Source organism: Providencia sp. PROV150, assembly GCF_028481025.1.
Lineage (GTDB): Bacteria > Pseudomonadota > Gammaproteobacteria > Enterobacterales > Enterobacteriaceae > Providencia > Providencia hangzhouensis.
This window is the reverse complement of sequence record NZ_JAMPPJ010000010.1, coordinates 71,246-88,147: the sequence shown is the minus strand read 5'-3', so window position 1 is coordinate 88,147 and position 16,902 is coordinate 71,246. Positions and strand designations below refer to the sequence as shown.

Here is a 16,902-nt window from a genome sequence, read left to right as displayed (position 1 = left end):
TCACCCCTTAAAAAAATTTAACTTAGATCTCATTTTTTGTATTTCACACCTTAACTGCATAGACAAGACTAAACGATTCAGCTAATCTTGTTAACGATAACATGATTAACAAATAATCAGGTCCGCTTGCAAGTCTTCTGGCTGATCCGTCTATAAATAATAATCAGGAGAAATTATGTTTAACTTACCAATAAGTGATATCCACCTTGCAGCTGCTGCATCTGATAAAAAAAATGCAATAGAACAAGTCGCTAAAGCATTAGAAAATGCTGGCTATGCAAAAAGCGGTTATGCGCAAGGGATGCTTAACCGAGAAACCCAAGCTCCTACCTTTTTAGGAAATGGCATCGCTATCCCACACGGGACAACAGAGACACGAGACCAAGTGTTGAAAACAGGTTTTGCTGTTTTCCAATTCCCTGATGGTATTGATTGGGGTGATAACCAAACTGCTTATATTGTTATTGGCATTGCCGCTCAATCAAACGAACATCTCGAATTACTTCGTCAATTAACCCATATAATCAGTGATGAACACACAGCGGATGCAATGGCCAAAGCAAACACTCCCGAAGCCTTAAAACAACTTCTAATGGGTGAACGCCAAACTCAACCGGTGAAACTTGATGACTCTATGGTCACCGTTAATGCCAGTGTTGATAATATAAACACATTAAAAATACAGAATATTATTAACCTACAAAACGCCCAAGCTGTTAGCACCGACTTCATTACCCAAGTTCTCACTCAAACACCTTCATATTTAGGTCAAGGTATTTGGTTAAGTGATAGCCCTATTGGAAATATTCAGAATGCAATTGCAATAGCGACCGTAAAAAAACCATTTAACTATCAAGATAACCCAGTCAATGCCCTGATCACCCTTTCTTATGCCAACTATCAAATAGAGTCTTTTTTAATAAAAATTAATGAGTTATTGAAAAATAAAGAAGTAAATCTAATTTCCGATGATGGTAACGTTAACAGCCTAATTGGTTTATTGCGCAGTGAAAACTCACACGCAGAAAACGAATCATCGGATACGAGTACATCTGGAATCACTCAGGACTTCACCATTCTTAATCCACATGGGTTACATACGCGCCCTAGCACCCAGTTAGTTACCACCATTAAGCAATTCAAAAGCACGATTACCGTCAGTAATCTTGATGGTACTACTACTCCCGTAAATGGCCGTAGCTTAATGAAAATTGTTAGTTTAGGCGCTAAATGTGGGCACCGTTTACGAATTCACGCAGAAGGCATAGATGCACAAGAAGCCATCGTTACCATCGGTGAGGCAATTAATTCAGGTCTTGGAGAAGAAATCGCATGAGCAGAAGAGTCGCCACTATCACTTTGAACCCCGCCTATGATTTGGTTGGGCTATTACCTGATATTCATCGAGGTGATGTGAATTTAGTCAAAACGGCTGGGCTTCATGCCGCTGGAAAAGGCATAAATGTGGCCAAAGTACTTAAAAATTTAGGGATTGATGTCACTGTTGGTGGTTTTTTGGGCAAAGAAAACCAAGATGGTTTCCAAAAAGCTTTCAGCGAAACAGGAATTGCTAACCGCTTTCAAGTTGTTGAAGGCCGCACCCGTATCAATGTGAAACTGACAGAGCACACCGGCGAAGTTACCGATTTTAACTTCTCAGGCTTCAGTGTCACTAAAGCGGACTGGCAACGTTTCGTCACCGACTCACTTAGCTGGGCAGGTCAGTTTGATATGATTTGCGTCAGTGGGAGCTTGCCTCAAGGAGTTGATTTAAAAGACTTTACTCAATGGATGTTACGCCTTAGAGAACAGTGTATGTGTGTCATTTTTGATAGTAGCCGCGAAGCCTTTGTCGCTGGGCTCAAAGCTTCTCCTTGGTTAGTAAAACCTAATCATCGTGAACTTGAAATTTGGGCAGGCAAACCGCTCCCAACTCATCAAGATATCGTTGATGCCGCGAATCAACTTCGCCAACAAGGTATTGCGCATGTAGTAGTTTCTTTAGGCGAAAAAGGCGCTATGTGGGTCAATTCATCAGGCGCTTGGTTTGCTAAACCACCTGAATGTGACGTTATTAGTACCGTTGGCGCAGGGGATTCAATGGTTGGTGGATTAATTTATGGGTTAATGATGAGGCAAACAAGTGAGCACACACTACGCTTAGCTACCGCTATCTCCGCGCTCGCAGTCTCTCAACCTAATGTCGGTATCACTGACCGAGCACAACTTGCACATATGATGACAAAGGTTGACTTACAACCGTTTACGGCTGAATGAGGATAAAAAACATGAAAATATTAATCGCTCCAAGCCACCAGCAAGGCCCTGCTATTTGCTGGCTAGCCATCGATGCTTTAAAGAATATATCTGCCTCACAAAATATCACCTTCACTGAACAACTTACTGATGCAGATGTTGTGATTTGTTTTGATACCGAGTTACCTGAAAATTTTAATTGTGCAGATAAAAAAATCTATTTCGGTCACCCCGATATCGCTGTTAGGCAACCTGCTGAATTCCTAACATCCGCAATTCACGAAGCCGCACTTTGTGAGCAACACATCAGTGAGCCACAGCACACGAAATCGTACTCTGTATTAGCCGTTACAGCGTGCCCTACAGGGGTTGCGCACACCTATATGTCTGCAGAAGCACTTGAAGCTGAAGCAAAAAAACGCGGCTGGAATATCAAAGTTGAAACCCGTGGTTCTGTCGGGGTTGGGAATGAAATTACGCCAGAAGAAATTGCACAAGCTGACTTAGTCATTGTCGCAGCTGATATCGAAGTCAATGTGGATAAGTTTACGGGGAAACCCATGTACCGCACCTCCACCAGTGCCGCATTGAAGAAAACAGCACAAGAAATGGATAGAGCAGTAAAAGAAGCGAATATATTCACACCACAAAATGGAAAAAATTCATCACAATCAAGCCAATCCAACGAAAAACGCGGAGTATATAAACACTTACTTACCGGGGTATCATATATGCTCCCCATGGTTGTCGCTGGGGGATTATGTACTGCGCTTTCATTTGCATTTGGCTTAGATGCATCCAATGTAGAAGGATCACTGGCTTGGGCGCTTAGCCTCATTGGCGGGCAAACTGCCCTTGCCTTAATGGTCCCCGTGTTATCCGGTTATATCGCCTATTCCATTGCCGACAGAACGGGTTTAACCCCAGGTTTAGTCGGTGGGGTACTTGCAACCACTTTAGGCGCCGGTTTCTTAGGCGGGATCATTTCCGGTTTCCTTGCGGGTTATAGTGCTCACTTTATTAGCACCCGATTAAAATTGCCACAAACTATGGAAGCGTTAAAACCAATTTTAATCGTGCCACTCATTTCCACTTTATTTACGGGTTTAGCCATGATCTATGTTATTGGTCACCCTGTAGCGTGGTTAATGGATTGGCTAACTAACTGGCTAAATACCATGGGGACGACTAATGCGGTGATCTTAGGCGCAATTTTAGGGGCGATGATGTGTACGGATATGGGAGGCCCTGTCAATAAAGCGGCATATGCCTTTGGTGTCGGTCTATTAAGTTCACAAACCTATGCACCAATGGCGGCAATTATGGCAGCGGGGATGGTGCCACCGCTGGCAATGGGTGTTGCAACACTATTAGCACGACATAAATTTGTACCTGCTGAACGCGAAGCGGGTAAAGCCTCTTTTGTTCTCGGTTTATGTTTTATTTCAGAAGGTGCAATCCCATTTGCCGCCAAAGACCCGATTCGTGTTCTTCCTACTTGCATTATTGGTGGCGCAATAACAGGGGCGCTATCCATGTACTTTGGTATTCAGCTAATGGCACCTCACGGTGGTTTATTTGTGCTGTTAATACCCGGAGCTATTAATCATGTATTGATGTATTTATTCGCGATAGTGGCTGGTACGGTGGTTTCAGGTGTGCTTTATGCCATTGTCAAAAAAGCAACACCTAAAGAAGCTCAACAAGAAATGGCGAGTATCGCTTAATCACACCAATTTAAGTTTCATTCCCCCCTTAATTGGGGGGGTATTTCAATAACTTTTATTGTGCTAATTTTTCATCATTTAATAATTTTTCAAGTTCAAGCAATCCCTTAAATTGTTCCTCGTTTTGAACCATCCTGTCACAACCCGTTTTACGCATATCCATAATAATCTCCTGTACGCTCAGTTTATTATTAGGTTTAATTAACTGCATTGCTGCTGCAACTTGCCCTGTTCGACCAATACCAGCGGCACAGTGAATGATTGGTAACAATTTATCTTTATCATTGATCGCTCGGCTACCAGCAAATTTATAAAATTGCCTTTTTTCCTCAATGCCAGCTGCCATATACTTAGCTAATTCTTTTAATTCTTTCGTACTTGCGGTTGTTTTGTCAGTCCAATTTTCAACATGAATAACTGGAATATTAATGGGTTTCTTATCATAGGTCAGCTTCATACTGTAGTGTTTTACATTTAAACTACCAATTTTATTTGGCTTACCATCACCCGGCTGAATTTCTTTTGTGTTAACTTTCATCCTGCCATACGTACCATTCACCCGAAAATATGGCGGTAACGTTCGTCCCTGTATATCCATATTAGACGATAGAATACATAGCATAGGGGTTCTATTCTCATATAACATCTGTAACTGATTCTCTATATTTTTAGGATATTGTGACCGAATAAATAAATTATCATCACCAACTTTTACCCTATTTGCTGGTAAGCCAATCTGAATACCGGCACTATCCGTGATACAAACTTGCGTTTCTTTAGCCGTTTTAATATCAGAAAAACGAGCGCCTTTAACTTTTTGTTGGTCACAATATTGGAAATTTTGCAGTTTCGTGAATTCTTCTAGTTTATTAAAGTTATCAATATATTTTACTGATTGAGTAGCCAGTGTTGAAGTAGCAGCACCCCATTCAACCGCTGGGTTTGAATCAACCGTTCTAGAATTAAAAGCATAACGAGGGGCTATAGTTCCATCTTGTTGATGGCTGACTGTTTGCCTCGAAAAAAAACCAGTAATCAGATCCCTAATAAAAATACTCGATCTTGTCGATGTCGTATTCTGAGGCGTAGGTACGGTGGTATTTTTAATGTGACTCATACTATCCGATATTCTAGCCCTTGCAGATTTATATTCAGTATTAGCGCCTAGCCCAAGACTCATTGTTCGGATTGGGATGGGTGGTGGTGTATTATTGTCCTTGCGGCTTGATTCCATTTGTTTTTCCTTAGTTAGCAATTAACAGTCTAATCAATCGGTTTAAATTACATATTACGTGATCCGATTATTACCGCTCCATTACGTAAGTTCTTTCAAATTTAGCCAACACCAATAAAAAACCCGCTAACATTACCTAGTGCTGGTAGCGCTAAGTACTGTTAACGGGCTAATTTTTAAATGTAAAACTTACTTACGGCGCCAAATAGTTCCTTGTGCGCTATCTTCAAGCACAATCCCCATGGCAGTAAGTTCATCACGAGCCGCATCCGCTTGCGCCCAATCTTTATTCTTACGTGCATCTAGACGTTGTTGAATTAATGCCTCGATTTTTGCCACTTCCGCATCATCTTCAGTTTGTGCGCCGCCTTTTAAAAAGACTTCTGGGTCTTGTTCTAGTAAACCCAGCACGCTTGCTAACTCACGCAATTGTGCAGCCATACCATTTGCTGCTGACATATCTTCTGATTTCAGGCGGTTAACTTCACGAACCATATCAAATAATACCGAATAGGCTTCAGGTGTATTAAAGTCATCATTCATCGCTTCAATGAAACGTGCTTTAAATTCATCACCACCAGCAGGTACGGCTGACTTATCTGTACCACGTAATGCAGTGTACATACGCTCAAGTGCTGAACGTGCCTGCTTCAAATTTTCTTCTGTGTAGTTTAATTGGCTGCGGTAATGGCCTGATAACAGAAAATAACGCACTGTTTCTGCGTCGTAATACTCAAGTACGTCACGAATAGTAAAGAAGTTATTGAGAGATTTAGACATTTTCTCTCTGTCTACCATGACCATACCGGAGTGCATCCAGTAGTTCACGTAAGGGCCATCATGAGCACAGGTAGATTGAGCAATTTCATTTTCATGGTGTGGGAACATTAAATCAGAGCCGCCACCGTGAATATCAAAATGGTTGCCTAACGTTTTACTGTTCATTGCCGAACATTCAATGTGCCAGCCTGGGCGACCTAAACCCCATGGGGATTCCCAACTTGGTTCGCCTTCTTTAGACATTTTCCACAAGACGAAATCCATTGGATTACGTTTTACATCAGCGACCTCGACGCGAGCACCTGCTTGCAACTGCTCTAAATCTTGGCGAGATAACAGACCATAATTTGGGTCGGTTTTGACTTCAAACATCACATCGCCATTCGCAGCGACATAAGCATGACCACGCTCTATCAAGCTTTGGGTTAATTCAATAATTTCACCAATATGACGCGTTGCTCGTGGTTCGCTATCAGGGCGTAAAATATTTAAGGCATCAAAATCTTTGTGCATTTCAGCCAACATACGCGTTGTTAGCGCTTCGACGCTTTCATTATTTTCTGCTGCACGTTTGATGATTTTATCGTCAATATCGGTGACGTTGCGTACATAATTTAAGTCGTAACCCAAATAACGTAAATAGCGGCTAATTGCATCAAATGCCACAAATGTACGGCCGTGGCCGATATGACACAAGTCGTAGATAGTGATGCCACACACATACATCCCAATCTTCCCTGCGTGGATGGGCTTAAACTCTTCTTTTTGACGACTTAGTGTATTAAAAATTTGTAGCATCTGAACTTTTCCATTTATTTGAAAAATGATTATCGATTTCTACCGATAAAATATCATGTTATTGAACCCCGATCACCTTAAGAATGCAAGGGTTTACCCGCTTCCTTTTCAGTTTATTGATTAGGTTTAATACACATCTATTATGCTATAAACGGTCGACTACGCTTCCTTCCGCTTCAAGTCAGGTTTTATCTGTGATATAAACGTGCTGATCTCAACGCTTTCGCAAGTTAGCGCACAAAAAACAATTATTCAGGATAGCTATTATGGTTACATTTCATACCAATCACGGTGACATTGTTATCAAAACGTTTGACGATAAAGCACCCGTTACAGTCGAAAACTTTTTAACTTACTGCCGTGAAGGTTTTTACAATAATACCATTTTCCATCGTGTTATTAATGGTTTCATGATCCAAGGCGGTGGTTTTGAGCCAGGAATGGAACAAAAAAACACTAAAGCGCCTATTAAAAACGAAGCAAACAACGGTTTAAAAAATACCCGTGGTACTTTGGCAATGGCTCGTACTAACGACCCTCATTCAGCAACAGCACAATTCTTTATCAACGTTGTTGACAACGACTTCTTGAACTTCCGTTCAGAGCGTCCAGATGGCTGGGGCTACTGTGTATTTGCTGAAGTCGTTGAAGGCATGGATGTTGTTGACAAAATCAAAGGTGTTTCAACTGGCCGCAGCGGGTTCCACCAAGACGTTCCACGCGAAGACGTCATCATTGAAAAAGTGACTGTCAGCGAGTAAACCTGAACGCATGTCCACTTACATCATTGCAGATTTGCATTTGAGTGAAGATGAACCGGCGATCACCGCCGGTTTTATTAATTTTATTCAACAGCAAGCCATCCATGCCGAAAGCCTATATATTCTCGGTGATTTTTTTAATTATTGGGTGGGCGATGATGATAACAATCCGCTACATCAACAAGTTGCCAACGAACTCAAACAACTCACTGACCGTGGAATTCCCTGCTATTTCATTCATGGAAATCGGGATTTTTTAATCGGTCAACGCTATGCGAAACAGTGTGGCATGACCATACTCCCGCAGGAAACATTGCTCGAACTTTACGGCAAGCGCATTTTAATTCTGCATGGTGATACATTATGCATTGACGATGCTGCCTATCAAAATTACCGTAAAAAAGTTCATACCCCTTGGGTTCAACGGCTGTTTTTGTTACTCCCTCTTTTTGTGCGTCGCCGTATCGCGCAAAAAATGCGCCAAAATAGCCAGTATGCAAGCAGCATGAAAGCCGAGTCGATTATGGACGTCAATTCACAAGCCGTTATTGATGCATTACAAAGGCACCAAGCGCAATGGATGATCCATGGTCATACTCACCGCCCTGCCATTCATGAAGTAAATATTGGAGGCAAGTTGCATTATCGGGGTGTATTAGGTGCTTGGCACTATGAAGGTTCCGCCTTTGTAATTAACGAGCAAGGTATTGAACTGATTTTCTTTCCTTTCGAGTAATTTTGCCTAACGAACCATTTTTAATATATCGCCACAACTGTTTGCTTACTTATTAATCACGCAAACGTTTTCCTTGCTGCTTTACCATGATATGATCGAGACAATTCAATTTCCCACCTCAGGGTGATGTTTTTTTCAATACAGGAAAGCACCAAATGACTGCCCAAGTTCCTGCTCAATCTGCGGCAAAAATCGCCATTGTTATGGGTTCGAAAAGTGATTGGACGACAATGCAGCACGCAGCTGATGTATTAACAGAACTCCAAGTCCCTTTTCACGTCGAAATCGTCTCTGCACATCGCACCCCGGATAAATTATTTTCCTTTGCTGAAAATGCGAAAAAAAATGGGTTTGATGTGATTATTGCAGGTGCTGGTGGCGCTGCTCACTTACCAGGAATGATCGCCGCTAAAACATTAGTCCCTGTTTTTGGTGTTCCTGTACAAAGCGCTGCATTAAGTGGTGTTGACAGCTTATATTCTATCGTGCAAATGCCTAAAGGTATCCCTGTAGGCACACTCGCCATCGGCAAAGCAGGTGCCGCAAATGCAGCACTTTTAGCCGCTCAAGTATTAGCAATAAGTGATACTGCTATTTTCAACCGCCTCTCGGCGTGGCGAGAAGCCCAAACCAATGATGTGCTAAACAACCCAGACCCGAGGGAAGCATAATGAAACCCGTTTGTGTGCTTGGTAATGGCCAACTCGGCCGCATGCTGCGTCAAGCGGGTGAGCCATTAGGCATTGCTGTTTTTCCTGTAGGGCTTGATGCAGAACCTGAAGCGGTTCCTTATCAGCAAAGCGTCATCACCGCTGAAATTGAACGTTGGCCAGAAACCCCGCTAACAAAAGAATTAGCTCGCCATAATGCATTTATTAACCGTGATATTTTTCCACGTTTAGCCGATAGGTTTCCACAAAAAAGCTTATTTGATAGCTTACAACTTTCTACTGCACCTTGGGCATTATTAGAATCCCCTGAACAATGGCCTGAGCTGTTTGCCACACTCGGTGAGTTTCTCATTGTAAAACGCAGAACTGGTGGCTATGACGGGCGAGGTCAATGGCGTGTTCGCCCTGGTGATGAAAAAGACCTGCCTGCTGAAATTTATGGTGAATGCATCGTTGAACAAGGTATCCCTTTTGACGCGGAAGTGTCTGTCATTGGTGCCCGAAATGCAGCGGGGGAATCCGTTTTTTACCCGATCACCCATAATTTACACCAAGAAGGCATTTTGCGTACCAGTGTGGCCTTCCCTAAGTCAACTAATCCGCAGCAAGAACAAGCTCAAGCCATGCTCAGCGCAGTGATGGATGAACTTGGTTATATCGGTGTGATGGCAATGGAATGCTTTGTCGTGGGCAATAACTTGCTGATTAACGAAATTGCGCCTCGAGTACATAATAGCGGCCATTGGACACAAAATGGCGCATCCATTAGCCAGTTTGAGTTACATCTACGTGCTATTTTAAACCTGCCAATGCCATCTCCAGAGGTATATAGCCCTGCCGTGATGGTCAATTTAATCGGCACTGATGTAAATATAGACTGGCTGAGCTTACCCCTCGTTCACCTTCACTGGTATGAAAAAGAGGTACGCCCTGCCCGAAAAGTGGGTCATTTAAACCTTTCCCATCGTGACTGCCACCAATTATCTGCCACACTGGCGGCTTTGATCCCACTTTTGCCAAATGAGTACAAAAGTGGCATTGAGTGGGCAAATGCAAAATTAGACTGGTACTCTCATCAATAAATAGGGAAAATAGCCCGATTCGATGCCCGAAACTATTTTCGGGCATTATGCTATTTTCGCCGTCATCCAGAAAACAAATATCCTGATTTAAGGTGTGCGGCATTACTGGAGTCAATATGTCCTCGCAGACTTTTAGTCCGTTTTATCAGTGGTGCATTCTTATTCTGTTAGGGCTGGTTTATTTTTTAGCCACCGCGACAACCTTTACCTCTCTTGGCGTGGTTTTACCTGAGATGATTAGTGAGCTCAAATGGAGCTGGAGTGAGGCTGGTTTTGGTTTTACGCTACTGGGTTTAACTTGCGGGCTAGCGAGTTTTCTCCCGTCTCTGTTAATCCGCAAAGTGGGTGTACGAGCCACTTTATTGCTAGGCACCAGTGTCTTTGTTGCTGGCTTTTATAGCCTTTATTCCACACAAGCCATCAGCACCTATTTTTTAGGTACTGCATTGATTGGTATTGGTTTCACCTTACTCGCCACAGTTCCGGGGACTTATGTACTTTCGCGGCTATTTGAAAAACAATCCCTTGCCTTTGGGTTATATTTCACCATCGGGGGCTTGGGGGGTGTTGCAGGCCCTTGGATTTACTTTTACGCATCAAACCAATTAGGCTCATGGCGTATGCATTGGGTTCTATGTGCCGTTTATCTTAGCATTGTCACGTTAATCACAATTTTTATGCTACGAGAAGGTAAAAAAGAGCAAGAGCACGCAAAAAAGGTAATGCAAAAACAAGTTAGTGACGCAAGTAAACCTATTTATCGCACTGCAGAAGTATGGACGGTCGGCAGAGCACTACGTACATGGCAGTTCTACTTGATTGCTGCGACTTATACCTCGTTTTTATGGTGTGGTATCACCGTTAACAGTTTTGCTGTCGCCCATATTGAAGAGCGCGGCTTTGGCATGACAGTGGCGGTTTCATTATTAAGCACAATGGCATTTGTGAATGCATTCTCAAGGTTTATTGGTGGAGCCGCAGGCGAATGGTTAGAACCGAAGAAACTATTAATCGGTAGCCTAATTATCATGGTATTAGGTGTCATTTTCCTCAGTATTGCCACCTCATGGCTTTGGCTTATTTTATTTGTGTTATGCGTTGGTATTGGCTACGGCATGACCTTTTTGGCATCCAGTGTTTTACTGTCAAATTATTTCGGCCGAGGCCCATACTTAGAACTATTCTCTGTCGTAAATTTAATTTCAACGGTTGCCTGCTTAGCACCTTTTATTGCGGGTGCAATAAAAGATTTCACAGGAAGTTTCACCCCTGCTTTTTTGGTTATCGCGGCTCCCGTTGTGGTTATTTTATTCCTTACTTTGATGATGAAGCCCCCAGCCCTCAATCACAAATAAAAAATCCCGAGTGATTAGCTCGGGAAAATTAAAACCAAAGGGAAAACAAGCTTAAGACCAGATATTGGATCAAAACATACTGCTTATTTGCGCCACCGAAAAAATTAAATGGTGGCGCAAAATCAATTACGGCTTTAACAACTCAGGGACGTTTAATAAGATAAACTCATTATCATCCGCTTTATTTGGCTCACGGCTAGATGAAAACGGATAGTTATTGTCATTACCAACAATAATGTGTTCACTATCAACCACATCCACGTTTTCAATAGTGAAGAATGGGAAAGTAAACACTCCGTCATTAAGCGGTTTTCTTGCCATATTGTTCGGGTCTTTGATATTCATTAAATCAATATAAGCCTGCTTATCTACTGGTTTGCCTATATTGTTATCTGAAAATTCAATACGATAAACACGCTTGAATTTAGCTAAATTACTAAAGCAATTTTCAGTATTACTGCTTCCCGCCGTGCAGGCTTTATCTGCTGTACCTTCACCATTATCACGCTCAATGATTAGGCCGTGGGTATCATCGATTAAGTTAAAGTCACCAATGGCATTCTGATTGTCTTCAAAGACATACAACCAGCTTCTGCCTGTCCAATTTTGTTTTTTCACATCAAACTCAAGAATACGTGCTGCGCGTTTGCCATCAACATGTTCATAATCTTGTTTGTCATCAAGCCAAATCGCCCCTTCTAGCATTGGGTAGAGCTTAGAACCGTCTGGCGATGACGCCATACCTTCAAAACCTTTTGAACGGTTGACTTGGAAATTCACTTTATCTGCGGGTTTACCCGGTGTTGTGATTTGGTAGTGATCAGGAGAAACGACTTTCTTTCCATCTACTTGTGTCTCAAATAAAGCTAATACTTTGCCATCCAAATCCATTTTGATTAGGTAAGGGCCAAACTCATCGCCAACCCATAGAGCACCACCCGCAAATTGAAAACTTTCAGGGTCAAAATCACTGCCTGTTAAATAGCGTTCTTTTGTGCTCTCATTCGTAATATGAAAAGGGATAATTTTATCGGGGTCATGGAAGAAAACCGTTTTTAATGGCGTTGTATTACCTGATTGAAAATCAATATCATATTGAGTGACATACAACATCGAATCAGGAGAATTGGCTTTGTTGCCGAATCCATTATCAGTTAAAACCCAGTAAGTGCCATCCGCCATACGTTTAATACCCGAGTGCCCTTGACGTGGCTGGCCTTTGATTGGAATATGCATTCCTGTTGGGCGATCTGCGGATTTACCTTCCACTTTCCCCAAACTATCAACACGAACGCCAGTGGTAAATTTACCACTCACTTGCATGTCTGAAGGTGCATTTTCGGGGGAAGAAACCGTTGAATTAACTGGAAGAATGGAGTGACCCGCTAACGTTGCTGGCACTTCTTGTTGTGCAAACCCGGTGATGCTAAATGAAATTAAACCAGCCAATAAAGATAACGAGCCCAGTTTACGTTTAATCGAATGGTTATTCTGCATTGTTATGTTTCCATTTTAAGGCTATCAATAATTGATGGCGGAATCATAACGTCGATGAATGAAGCTTTTATGAAGGATTGGAGACAGTTATTTTACTGAAAAACAGGTTGTTTTTAGAATATTCAATAAATAGTGGTATTAAGGTATTTCCCTAATACCACCATATTCTAAATAACTCGAGTTGCATGTAGATCAACCTATCTAAGCGCAGTCAATGACCATGCAACTCGAAGTATGACGAGCATTTAACTATTAGGTAAACGACGGTGCTGACTCCCCGTCCCTAATAAACGCAGTCCTAACCAACTACCACAAATAGACAATAGAATTGCCGCGCACAAAGGCAATAATACCCACATACGCCATTCTGGCTGCCAAGGGAAGTCAAACACTTTACTTTGCAACAACCATAATGCAATTTCTGCCCCAAATGCCGCCGCAAGCCCTGCCATTAAGCCAAGTAATGCAAATTCGCTCCATAATGTTCTACGCATTAACTTTTTGCTGGCGCCTAACGTTCGGTATACCACAAGCTCCCGCTCTCGCTGGCTCATTCCCACTTGAATTTGTGCCAACAGCAGTAACAAGCCACAGAAAATAACCAATACCACCATCACTTCTAAGGCTTGGCTCACTTGCTGAAGAATTTGCTGAATTTGGGTGATAATTGCACCAGTATCGAGCACATTAATGGTTGGATAATGACGGCTAAGTTGCGTTAATAGCTGCCCATCGCCTTCATAGTGGAAACTGCTCAGCCAAGTAGCTGGCATTTGAGAAAGACTTTCTTCAGAGAAAATAAAATAGAAGTTCGGTCGCAGGCTTTCCCAATCAACCGTACGAGTACTACTGACTGTCGCACTGAAGACCTGAGCCCCTGCGTTAAATGTAAGTTTATCGCCTAATTTCAACCCGAGTTCTTTAACGACCGTTTGTTCAATTGAGACTTCTCCCGCTTTCGGTGGCCATGTCCCTTCATCAACCACATTGGCTGGCGCTAAATCAGATTGCCAAGTTAAGCTCAATTCACGTCGTACCGTATTATTATTTGGATCACGTTGATCCGCCCACTCAATCGCTGACTGGTCATTAATATCGGTTAAACGCGCTAACACCACAGGGTTGAACTCTGTGGGTTTCACGTCAAACTCAGCTAATAGCTTGGTAACAGGCTCAAGCTGTGACTGGTTCATATTAATCAAGAAATAATTCGGGCTATCTGCGGGTAATTGCTGCTGCCAACGGTCAAGCAAATCACCACGCACTAAAATCAGCAGCGCCAATAACATAAATGACAACGAAAAAGCACTCATTTGTGTGATGGTTTGCAACGGCTGGCGCAATAGACGGCTAACAGATAAACGCAAGCTTAATTGACGGAACTTAATATGGCGTAGCCCCCATAAGCCTACCCAACCAATCAGCGCAAGTAGAACGGCAACCACGACAATACCCGCCAAAATTGACCACAGCAGAGGGTTAACGCCAGCAAACACAAATAAGCCGCCAACCACAATTAAAATAACAATCGGCAGATAGTAATATAGCGGCCAAACGGGTGATTTGGCATCTTCACGTAATACTCTAGAAGGCTGAGTTGCCATCAGCTGGTAATAGGGACGGCTGCCAACAATAATCGCAATAATAAATAATGTACCAATCGCCCAAACCCAAGGCATCAAACTCGCAGGCGGCAATTCCTTCGGCAACATAGCCCCTAAGATTTGCATTAAAATGCCTTCAAAAGCCAAACCTAATAATGAGCCGAGTAAAGCCGCAGCGGTTAAAATCACTAACCACTGCCCAATAATCCACTGACGTAATGCGCTACGCCCTGCGCCTAGAGTTTTTAATACTGCGATTAGTTGATGACGGCTGCGGCAATAATGCGTCATTGAAACCACGACCGCAGCAATGGCTAGCAGCAGGGTTAATAAAACTGACAACAATAAAAATTGTTGAGCACGTTGAAACGTTTTCCCTACTGCGCCGTTATCTTCGCTTAATGTATACCAACGTTGATCATTTCGCAGATCTTGCTCATATTTTTGTTGAAATGCATCAATAAGCTGGCGATCGCCGGCAAACATGTCGCGATAAGTTAACCGGCTACCTAATTGAATTGCCCCTGTTAATGGTGCATCTTCAATTGCTATCAATACTCTTGGGGCAATCTGGAACGGGTTAAAACCGCTGTCAGGCTCTTGTACTAACTTACCCGAAACTTTTAGCGTCGCATCTCCGATATCAATGTTATCCCCTACATTGAGGTTCAATAATTCTAATAACCGTGGTGCGACTAGTATCTCCCCTTTTGTCGGGATTAACCCAGCCGGTTCTGTGATGAGCTCGCCATATAATGGATATGCCTTATCCGCTGCTTTCACTAACACCAGTTGTGGCCGAGCGTCTTCATCTTCTGTCGCATAAGCCATAGTAGAAAATGATATTTGTTGGCTTAACGTTAAACCCTCTTTTTGGGCCTCTTGTAACCATGCTGGGTCGCTTGGATGAGAAGATCGTAAAACTAAGTCACCCGCTAATAGCTCACGGCTTTGGTAACTCATGCTATTTTCAATGCGATCGCTAATTCGCCCTAAAGCCAGTACACAAGCAACAGCAAGGGTGAGTGCAAGCCAAACAATCAGTAACGAGGGGGTTTTCCATTCACGCCAAAACCAACGCCAAATCATGCTTCTTCCCTCAACTGCCCATCGACCAAGCGCAAACGGCGTTGGCAGCGCGCAGCCAGCTCGTTATCGTGAGTCACTAAAATAAGGGTCGTCCCGTGCTGTTTATTCATATCAAACAGTAAATCTGCAATTTTATCCCCTGTGTGGCGATCGAGATTTCCCGTTGGTTCATCAGCAAATAAAATCTGTGGGCGGCCATTAAAGGCACGAGCAAGTGCAACACGCTGTTGCTCACCCCCTGACAACTGTGGTGGCATATGTTTTAGGCGATCTTTTAAGCCTAAATCCGTCAGTAAACTCGCCGCGTGTTGATAACTTTCAGACTCAGATTCGCCACGTAACAAAGAAGGAAGTTGTACATTTTCAATGGCATTTAAGGTTGGGATCAACATAAAGGATTGGAACACAAAACCGACACTTTGTGCCCGTAAGCGTGCCCGCTGCTCTTCGTCCATTTTAGTAAGGTCTTGACCTAATAAATTAACCGTTCCACTGGAACCGTCATCCAACCCCGCAATAATCCCTAACAAGGTTGATTTCCCCGAACCTGACTCCCCAATTAAAGCAATTGTTTGCCCGGACTCGACAATTAGCTCAACACCTTGCAATATAGTCAGTTCATGTTCACCTTGACCAACACGTTTAATGAGATGATGAACTTCAAGAATATTATTCGCCGACATATATTGGTATTTCTCCTGTTACTGACTGCAAGTGGGCACGCACTTGCGTCAACTAAGCTATTAATCTTAGGTGATAGCCTAAGTGCAGGCTACCGTTTACCGGCTGAGCAGGCTTGGGCCTCCTTGCTTGCCGAACGTTGGCAGAAACTTTCCCCACCCGTTGCTATTGTTAACGGTAGTATTAGTGGGAATACCTCTGCACAGGGGTTAGAACGCCTTTCCGTTTTACTCGAACAAAACAAACCTAACTGGGTATTGATCGAATTAGGTGCAAATGATGGCTTACAAGGTCTCCCAGTTGAGCAACTCGAAGCTAATTTACAACAGATTATCGAGCAAATCGTGCAATCCGGTGCGAAACCGCTCTTAATGCAAATTCGCATTCCACCTAACTATGGAAAACGTTATACGACAAGTTTCGAAAAAGTCTATCCGAAATTGGCGCAAAGTAATCAAATTCCATTACTGCCGTTTTATATGGAAACCGTGATAACTAAGCCTGAATGGATACAACAAGATGGTATTCACCCTACCGTTGAAGCCCAGCCATCCATTGCTGATTTTATGGAAAAACAGCTTTTCGAACATATTTTACCGTCTAGCAAATAAAACAGACGTTAAACAAGGGT

The 16,902-nt window shown here is 42.8% G+C and carries 14 protein-coding genes; 9 read left to right on the top strand and 5 right to left on the bottom strand.

Translation table 11 applies throughout. From position 1 onward, the window contains the following. Window positions 1-175 precede the first annotated feature (175 nt). From fruB to fruA, 3 genes are read left to right on the top strand one after another with little or no spacing between them, the layout of a single operon-like run. Complete coding sequence (gene fruB / locus PSE83_RS08620; protein ID WP_004260242.1) at window positions 176-1,336, top strand: fused PTS fructose transporter subunit IIA/HPr protein; 1,161 nt, start codon at window positions 176-178, stop codon at window positions 1,334-1,336. Then, on the top strand, window positions 1,333-2,277 hold the full coding sequence (gene fruK / locus PSE83_RS08615; RefSeq protein ID WP_004260245.1) for a 1-phosphofructokinase: 945 nt from the start codon (window positions 1,333-1,335) through the stop codon (window positions 2,275-2,277). Before fruB ends, fruK begins: the two co-directional genes overlap by 4 nt. A gap of 11 nt (window positions 2,278-2,288) precedes the next feature. Next, window positions 2,289-3,983 carry a PTS fructose transporter subunit IIBC gene (fruA, locus tag PSE83_RS08610; protein ID WP_036958276.1) on the top strand — a complete coding sequence of 565 codons (1,695 nt, stop codon included), beginning with the start codon at window positions 2,289-2,291 and terminating at the stop codon, window positions 3,981-3,983. Between the two features lie 55 nt (window positions 3,984-4,038). Here fruA and PSE83_RS08605 read toward each other — a convergent pair whose 3' ends face one another. Both PSE83_RS08605 and cysS read right to left on the bottom strand, forming a co-directional pair. Beyond that, window positions 4,039-5,217 carry a protein-tyrosine phosphatase family protein gene (locus PSE83_RS08605; protein WP_272660809.1) on the bottom strand — a complete coding sequence of 393 codons (1,179 nt, stop codon included), beginning with the start codon at window positions 5,215-5,217 and terminating at the stop codon, window positions 4,039-4,041. A gap of 189 nt (window positions 5,218-5,406) precedes the next feature. Beyond that, complete coding sequence (gene cysS, locus PSE83_RS08600) at window positions 5,407-6,795, bottom strand: cysteine--tRNA ligase (RefSeq protein ID WP_004260257.1); 1,389 nt, start codon at window positions 6,793-6,795, stop codon at window positions 5,407-5,409. 266 nt (window positions 6,796-7,061) lie between these two features. On the opposite strand from cysS, the gene ppiB reads away from it, so the two are divergent. From ppiB to PSE83_RS08575, 5 genes are all read left to right on the top strand, one after another. After that, window positions 7,062-7,556: a peptidylprolyl isomerase B gene (gene ppiB / locus PSE83_RS08595; RefSeq protein WP_004260260.1), complete on the top strand. Its 495-nt coding sequence runs from the start codon at window positions 7,062-7,064 to the stop codon at window positions 7,554-7,556. A gap of 10 nt (window positions 7,557-7,566) precedes the next feature. Beyond that, on the top strand, window positions 7,567-8,292 hold the full coding sequence (lpxH, locus tag PSE83_RS08590) for a UDP-2,3-diacylglucosamine diphosphatase (protein WP_004260263.1): 726 nt from the start codon (window positions 7,567-7,569) through the stop codon (window positions 8,290-8,292). 155 nt (window positions 8,293-8,447) lie between these two features. Further along, on the top strand, window positions 8,448-8,963 hold the full coding sequence (gene purE, locus PSE83_RS08585) for a 5-(carboxyamino)imidazole ribonucleotide mutase (protein ID WP_165879185.1): 516 nt from the start codon (window positions 8,448-8,450) through the stop codon (window positions 8,961-8,963). Then, a complete protein-coding gene (purK, locus tag PSE83_RS08580) occupies window positions 8,963-10,045 on the top strand; it encodes a 5-(carboxyamino)imidazole ribonucleotide synthase (RefSeq protein WP_004260270.1) in 1,083 nt (360 codons plus the stop codon). The genes purE and purK overlap by 1 nt, the downstream gene beginning before the upstream one ends. A 116-nt stretch (window positions 10,046-10,161) precedes the next feature. After that, window positions 10,162-11,400, top strand: a complete 1,239-nt coding sequence (locus PSE83_RS08575) for an MFS transporter (RefSeq protein WP_094960983.1) — start codon at window positions 10,162-10,164, stop codon at window positions 11,398-11,400. A 126-nt stretch (window positions 11,401-11,526) separates the two neighbouring features. Here the strand turns inward: PSE83_RS08575 and PSE83_RS08570 are convergent, their stop codons facing one another. From PSE83_RS08570 to ybbA, 3 genes are all read right to left on the bottom strand, one after another. Further along, the gene (locus tag PSE83_RS08570; protein WP_272660808.1) at window positions 11,527-12,897 is read right to left on the bottom strand and encodes an esterase-like activity of phytase family protein; all 1,371 of its coding nucleotides are present in this window, start codon (window positions 12,895-12,897) and stop codon (window positions 11,527-11,529) included. Between the two features lie 245 nt (window positions 12,898-13,142). Further along, window positions 13,143-15,590 (bottom strand): putative ABC transporter permease subunit YbbP, encoded by a 2,448-nt coding sequence (gene ybbP, locus PSE83_RS08565; RefSeq protein ID WP_272660807.1) that lies wholly within the window; start codon window positions 15,588-15,590, stop codon window positions 13,143-13,145. Next, window positions 15,587-16,273, bottom strand: a complete 687-nt coding sequence (gene ybbA / locus PSE83_RS08560; RefSeq protein ID WP_004260298.1) for a putative ABC transporter ATP-binding protein YbbA — start codon at window positions 16,271-16,273, stop codon at window positions 15,587-15,589. Before ybbA ends, ybbP begins: the two co-directional genes overlap by 4 nt. Between ybbA and tesA the strand changes: the two genes are divergently transcribed. Then, window positions 16,241-16,882, top strand: a complete 642-nt coding sequence (gene tesA / locus PSE83_RS08555) for a multifunctional acyl-CoA thioesterase I/protease I/lysophospholipase L1 (protein WP_094960980.1) — start codon at window positions 16,241-16,243, stop codon at window positions 16,880-16,882. The two genes, ybbA and tesA, sit on opposite strands and share 33 nt — an antisense overlap. Window positions 16,883-16,902: the final 20 nt, after the last annotated feature.

Coding starts and splice junctions, on each gene's coding strand:
- lpxH (WP_004260263.1), top strand. CDS start 7,567: ATGTCCACTTACATCATTGCAGATTTGCATTTGAGTGAAGATGAACCG.
- PSE83_RS08570 (WP_272660808.1), bottom strand. CDS start 12,897: ATGCAGAATAACCATTCGATTAAACGTAAACTGGGCTCGTTATCTTTA.
- tesA (WP_094960980.1), top strand. CDS start 16,241: ATGATGAACTTCAAGAATATTATTCGCCGACATATATTGGTATTTCTC.
- fruB (WP_004260242.1), top strand. CDS start 176: ATGTTTAACTTACCAATAAGTGATATCCACCTTGCAGCTGCTGCATCT.
- ybbP (WP_272660807.1), bottom strand. CDS start 15,590: ATGATTTGGCGTTGGTTTTGGCGTGAATGGAAAACCCCCTCGTTACTG.
- PSE83_RS08605 (WP_272660809.1), bottom strand. CDS start 5,217: ATGGAATCAAGCCGCAAGGACAATAATACACCACCACCCATCCCAATC.
- ybbA (WP_004260298.1), bottom strand. CDS start 16,273: ATGTCGGCGAATAATATTCTTGAAGTTCATCATCTCATTAAACGTGTT.
- PSE83_RS08575 (WP_094960983.1), top strand. CDS start 10,162: ATGTCCTCGCAGACTTTTAGTCCGTTTTATCAGTGGTGCATTCTTATT.
- purK (WP_004260270.1), top strand. CDS start 8,963: ATGAAACCCGTTTGTGTGCTTGGTAATGGCCAACTCGGCCGCATGCTG.
- purE (WP_165879185.1), top strand. CDS start 8,448: ATGACTGCCCAAGTTCCTGCTCAATCTGCGGCAAAAATCGCCATTGTT.
- fruK (WP_004260245.1), top strand. CDS start 1,333: ATGAGCAGAAGAGTCGCCACTATCACTTTGAACCCCGCCTATGATTTG.
- fruA (WP_036958276.1), top strand. CDS start 2,289: ATGAAAATATTAATCGCTCCAAGCCACCAGCAAGGCCCTGCTATTTGC.
- ppiB (WP_004260260.1), top strand. CDS start 7,062: ATGGTTACATTTCATACCAATCACGGTGACATTGTTATCAAAACGTTT.
- cysS (WP_004260257.1), bottom strand. CDS start 6,795: ATGCTACAAATTTTTAATACACTAAGTCGTCAAAAAGAAGAGTTTAAG.